Annotated in this window: 4 protein-coding genes and 2 pseudogenes; all 6 read right to left on the reverse strand. The window is 54.9% G+C overall.

From position 1 onward, the window contains the following. Positions 1–161 precede the first annotated feature (161 nt). Positions 162–311 (reverse strand): annotated as a pseudogene (tnpB, locus tag ABID26_RS37140) (IS66 family insertion sequence element accessory protein TnpB); the annotation flags it as partial. Between the two features lie 133 nt (positions 312–444). After that, positions 445–681 carry a transposase gene (locus tag ABID26_RS36835; RefSeq protein WP_354418398.1) on the reverse strand — a complete coding sequence of 79 codons (237 nt, stop codon included), beginning with the start codon at positions 679–681 and terminating at the stop codon, positions 445–447. 99 nt (positions 682–780) lie between these two features. Next, a pseudogene (locus ABID26_RS36840) lies at positions 781–952 on the reverse strand (ISKra4-like element ISMet1 family transposase); the annotation flags it as partial. Then, positions 928–2,025: a GlxA family transcriptional regulator gene (locus ABID26_RS36845; protein ID WP_354418400.1), complete on the reverse strand. Its 1,098-nt coding sequence runs from the start codon at positions 2,023–2,025 to the stop codon at positions 928–930. The pseudogene ABID26_RS36840 and the gene ABID26_RS36845, both read right to left, overlap by 25 nt. Before the next feature lie 2 nt (positions 2,026–2,027). Further along, a complete protein-coding gene (locus tag ABID26_RS36850) occupies positions 2,028–2,597 on the reverse strand; it encodes a sarcosine oxidase subunit gamma (protein ID WP_435528652.1) in 570 nt (189 codons plus the stop codon). Positions 2,598–2,955: 358 nt separating this feature from the next. Next, positions 2,956–4,272 carry an amidohydrolase family protein gene (locus ABID26_RS36860; RefSeq protein WP_354418401.1) on the reverse strand — a complete coding sequence of 439 codons (1,317 nt, stop codon included), beginning with the start codon at positions 4,270–4,272 and terminating at the stop codon, positions 2,956–2,958. Positions 4,273–4,802 lie beyond the last annotated feature (530 nt).

Consider the following 4,802-nt stretch of genomic DNA (forward strand, 5'->3'; position numbering starts at 1 on the left):
GCACCTCACGACTAAACCCCCGCCGTTCCTCCGTGTAGATGCACTTCAAATCCTTGCCGCGTCGGAACGGTGCGACCTGAAGCGTTCGTCCAAAAAGGGGATGCCAAGGATATGCAATCGTAGCGCTTCGAAGACTGTATGCAGAATGTCGCGTGTTGGGCCTTGCGCGACCGGAATACGAAGACGGTTCCCGTGAACGGGTCCTTCTGCAGCTCGTTCTTGACCAGCGCCGCCAATCCGTCATGGCCTTTGCGGAAGTCGACTGGTTTGGTCGCGACCATGATCCGCACGCGGTTCGACGGAAAGATCATGCCTGAACCGCGCAGGCACGCGCGACAGCGGCAATCCGGGCGACAGACGCGCCTTCTCCAGGCGGATAGTGACGGAACCGACGATGATCTCGGGGCGACCGGTCTCGTTGGTCTGCGGCTCCGGGCAGGCGGATCAACAATCACCGCTGCAAAACTCCATCGCATCCTCAGGTGCGGGCAGAATAAGCTTGCCTTGCCGCGCCATCGTGCGCCAAGTCGAAAGGCGGTTCGCCCGCAATCCATAGCGCTCGGCGACGTCATTCACCGCCGCGCCGGGCCGAAGGCTCTCCGAAACGATCCGCGACTTCACCTCATCGGGCCAGTGCCGGTGAAACTCACGTCCAGACTTCCTGGTTGTGAGAACCTCCAACGTAGTCTCCATGGAGAAACTCCCTTCGCTCGTCCATGGAAAGGCGATCACAGATTAGGACGGACAGGACAACGTGGGGGCGGAGCACCGGTTACGTTGAAGATGCTCCACGTCGCGGATCATGAGGCCGACCCGCCCATGCCACAGACGCCACTTCACGGCTCTGATGTCCCTGTCGTTGGTTGGAAGCGTTTCAAAAGGGGGATCGTACGATGTGATCGGCGATCTGCTGCATGGGCTGGATCTTCATGGCAATATGAAACCAGTCGATCGGGCGCTTTTGGCATGTTTCCTCAGGCGGCCGGCTGCATGGCCTGCCTGAGCAACATCCCGAACAGGTCGCGCGGCTGGCCCGCTCCGTCGGCGTTCTACGGCTTCCGAGCGAGCCTCACTTGGAGTCATTTCATAATTCTCGCGATACGCCTTTGAAAAGTGCGAGGCCGAGATGAAGCCGCAGGCCATTGCGATCTCGACGATTGGGAGTTGCGAGTTCAAGATCAACAGGTGCGCGCGCTCAAGTCTCATCTCGAGATAGTATCGCGCAGGCGAACGTCCAATATGTTTCGAGAAGATGCGCTCAACTTGGCGCCGAGACAAACAGGTGGACGCAGCTATGTCTTCGAGCGCTAACGGTTCGTCGAGATTCCTCTCCATCTGCTCGATGATTTTCAACAGGCCGTCATGGTAGATGGCAGCGCCAGCATGCAGAGGTAGTCTCTGACGATCTCCAGGTTGACGGACCCTCAAAGTGGCGGCCTTCTCGCACACCCGGCTGGCAAGAAGGGGATCATAATCTTCTATGACAAACTGCAAGAACATGTCGAAAGCAGCATCTCCGCCCGAGCAGGAGTACGTATCTCCGTCGATCTCATAGGCAGCTTGAACCGCAACGACACTTGGAAATTGTTCGACAAATGAAGGGAACTGTTCCCAGTGCACCGCACATCTACGTCCATCCGCAAGACCTATCTCCGCGATGCTGAAGACCCCGCTCGCAATTCCAACCAGACACAGTTTTCTAGCCCGGCATTCCCGCAACCAGCCATACAGGGCCCGATTTGCGGCGAGAGGGTGGCTACCCCCACAAATTACAGCGGCCGAGGGGAACGAGCCCATTTGGACGTGGCGTTCCTCCTTGAGCGACCTGTCCACGGAGATCGTAACTCCACAACTCGATCTCACAGGGAGTCCGTCATCAGATACAACCCGCCACCCGTAAATATCCGATTGAAGCACTTCATTGGCAAGCCGCAAGGCCTCTAATGCACCTGAAAAAGCCAGTAGGGAAAATCCAGGGCCGAGATAGAGACTGAACAGACGTCTTGCCGCCTTCATCTTGAACATCTTTACGCCTCTCTGAAGACCTGGAACCTGCCACTCTTTAGTTCCGAGGCCCTTAGGATCGAAAACGGTCTGGAGCGGGGTATCTGCAAGGTAAAGGATTCCGCCAAGTAAGCGGTAAGCAAACCGCATCGCATGCAAATTTGGGATAAAATCTTACACCATAGATATTCGGAATTAATTCTTGGGAGATCGTCCCAACGGCTCTCGGCAAAGCTCCTGAACACAATTAAATCGAAGGAGTCCCTGCCGATGCGAGTGATCTGAGCGGCGATATGGCCGATCAGGGTTGTTGCCGATCGGCCGGCCGGAAAGGAGTCTGCGGAAAGGTCGATGGCGGTACCCTTTGATAGGATGCGTTCTGCTTGTTCGCCGTCAATGCGGATACGGAGGCCCGCGCTCTGGTCGACGCCCCTCCCGCGCGGTTCGAGCGTCTCGAACAGCGTCTTCATAGCGGAATGCGTCATCGGCTCGCCCCGACGATAATCCACTCCATCGTGGAGAGCAACGAGCCGGTCGCCGACTTCCTTGTCGCTGCCGTCGCCCGATGGTTCAGACGCAGATAGTCCATCCATGTCGGCGTCCAGAAGACTTCAGTCCAAAGAGAAGGTGCGCGCAACTTCCGCTCACTTATGAGGTAGAGAGTCTTGACGACGATCGATCTGCTTCTCGGTTTTAGGTCAAGCGCGAGCGGGAGTGGGATGAACTCCGAGGCTTCCCGCTCCGATTCTTCCCACAGCTCTATCGGCAATGCGAATGCAGCGGCCGCAACGAGCAGCAGGACCGCGACGGCGCCTTCGAACGCCAGGATCAAGGAGGGTTCTGGGCAACTGTGCCCCAGATCCAACTGCCTCCAGCATATTCGCGGCTGGACAATATTTCGCCTCCAACGTGGGTCTTACGCGGTCGGCGTGACGCTTCAACGGATTGGAGTCAGAGGATGCGACCAGAGGGGTTGTGCGGGAAGAACTGGCGCGCATTTTCTCGCATGATTTGTTCGATGAGTGCCGGCATGTCCTCGGCAGCTAACCACCCGGTCGTCACCAGCTGGTACACAGCCTCAACGATTCCGCGCCGTGCCAAAACTGCATGTCCGTAAATAGGTTCGGCCGCTACAAGATCTCCACCAAATGTAAAGATCTTGTTGGACGGCACGGCAACCAGAAATTCCGCCAAAAATCGCGTGCTCGCAGCTGGATTTAGCATCCACGCCCAGCACATATCAATGAAGACATTCGAGTATTGTTTTGCCAACGCAATAAATTCATTCTCGTATGGGTAACCAATGTGCATCAGCACGAATTTTACGTCCGGATAGTCCTGGAACAACCGACATAGGTCGGCGGCGTTGTTTCGAACACGGCCGACCTGCATGACGCCGACTGAAGCAAGATATCCGGTGTGCAATTTCACCGGCAACCCGTATTCTTCAGCCTTGCTTACGCAATAACGAAATAGAAAATCTTGAATGGCCTTCAGATCGTCTGCGCCAAGGGAATGGCGAGCGCCAGTCCGATCAACTTGGTGTGGAAAAAGACGGGCCGCAAGGCTTTTTGTTACTGGCGAGAAATCCAGGGCACGGGTGTAGGCTATCTGGCACTTCACTGCGACGGCGTTAGTGCCATATCTCAAGAAATAATCATCGATGATAGAAAGCCATTCATCGAGCGAATTAGCGTGTCGGTCCGTTTCCTCCTGGATTCGCGCAAAGTCTGCGGCACTGCACCGGCAGAAACCTAAGATGCTGAGATCTTGCCCTAGGATATCGGGAGTGGCACTCTCCATAAACGTACGTTGCACCGAGTTGACGTGACAAAATTCTATGTTCGAACGCTTAAGTATATCAAAGTAAAAGCCAGGTTTAACAAACTCGTGATACTTCTCAGCAATTCGCGGAAAAGTCTCGCTTGTAATGTCCCTTTCTCCATAAATTCCCTGAAACGTGTGACGAAGCGCCAGTCCGTAGCCGGTGTTCTTTATCCGTGTCCAATAGGGCGCCAGCAGAGCGTATTTTTCTTCACTTTTCAGATTGGGGCTTAGGAAGCGCAGAAGTTCATCCCGCGGCATACCGCAAACAAGAAGATCCTCTGCACCATAGTCTTGGAAGAGATAAGACCAATCGTTTGACTTGAAAAACTTTGGATGCACTACCCCTTCGACGCGCTGTCGCTCTTCAATCAAATGTTCGTGCGTATCCACAAAAGGGGTCTGTTCAACGCAGCCGATGATTTGGTGGCGAAGGTCAGGCATAGAGTTTCCTCGGATCGAGTTTTGAACCACGGCGTTGACTAGGCCTAGGGAGAGTGGCCGTGATGACGCCCCAAGGACGTTTAGGTAAGCATAGTATCTGTCGGGTGTACAGATTGTTTCAAGGTTACGGGGATAGGCGCCGTCGATGCCTGCGATAGTGCGGACCTATTTGTCTTTGTCGAATAGCGGAAGTACCGCGTAGTGCGAAAGTGGGAGATTCTTACAGGGCGGCTCAAAGCCCTTCACAGAGAAAAATTGAACAGTCGCACAAGCGCGAGATAGCGCGCGGGAACGATTATTTCTTCAGCAACACGGCGTCGCGGAGTTTGCTCTGGTGGCGCGCGGACATTCAGAGAGCAGAAGAGTTTTTTAGTCGGCGCGACAATTGCCTAACAGCGGTATCATTTGAGGATGCGCTGTCGCCGAGTTTATACGATCCAAAGGAGACTTCCACATGAAAGCAAAGAGATGGTTTTTCGAGGAGCCCCTAGCTCAGGCGGATCCCGAAGTGGCGCGGTACATCTTGGCAG

Origin of the sequence: Mesorhizobium shonense (assembly GCF_040545255.1) — a bacterium.
Lineage (GTDB): Bacteria > Pseudomonadota > Alphaproteobacteria > Rhizobiales > Rhizobiaceae > Mesorhizobium > Mesorhizobium shonense.

Excerpts from the sequence above, each read along its gene's own strand:
- ABID26_RS36845 (WP_354418400.1), bottom strand. The coding sequence starts at position 2,025 with ATGTTCAAGATGAAGGCGGCAAGACGTCTGTTCAGTCTCTATCTCGGC.
- ABID26_RS36850 (WP_435528652.1), bottom strand. The coding sequence starts at position 2,597 with ATGGATGGACTATCTGCGTCTGAACCATCGGGCGACGGCAGCGACAAG.
- ABID26_RS36860 (WP_354418401.1), bottom strand. The coding sequence starts at position 4,272 with ATGCCTGACCTTCGCCACCAAATCATCGGCTGCGTTGAACAGACCCCT.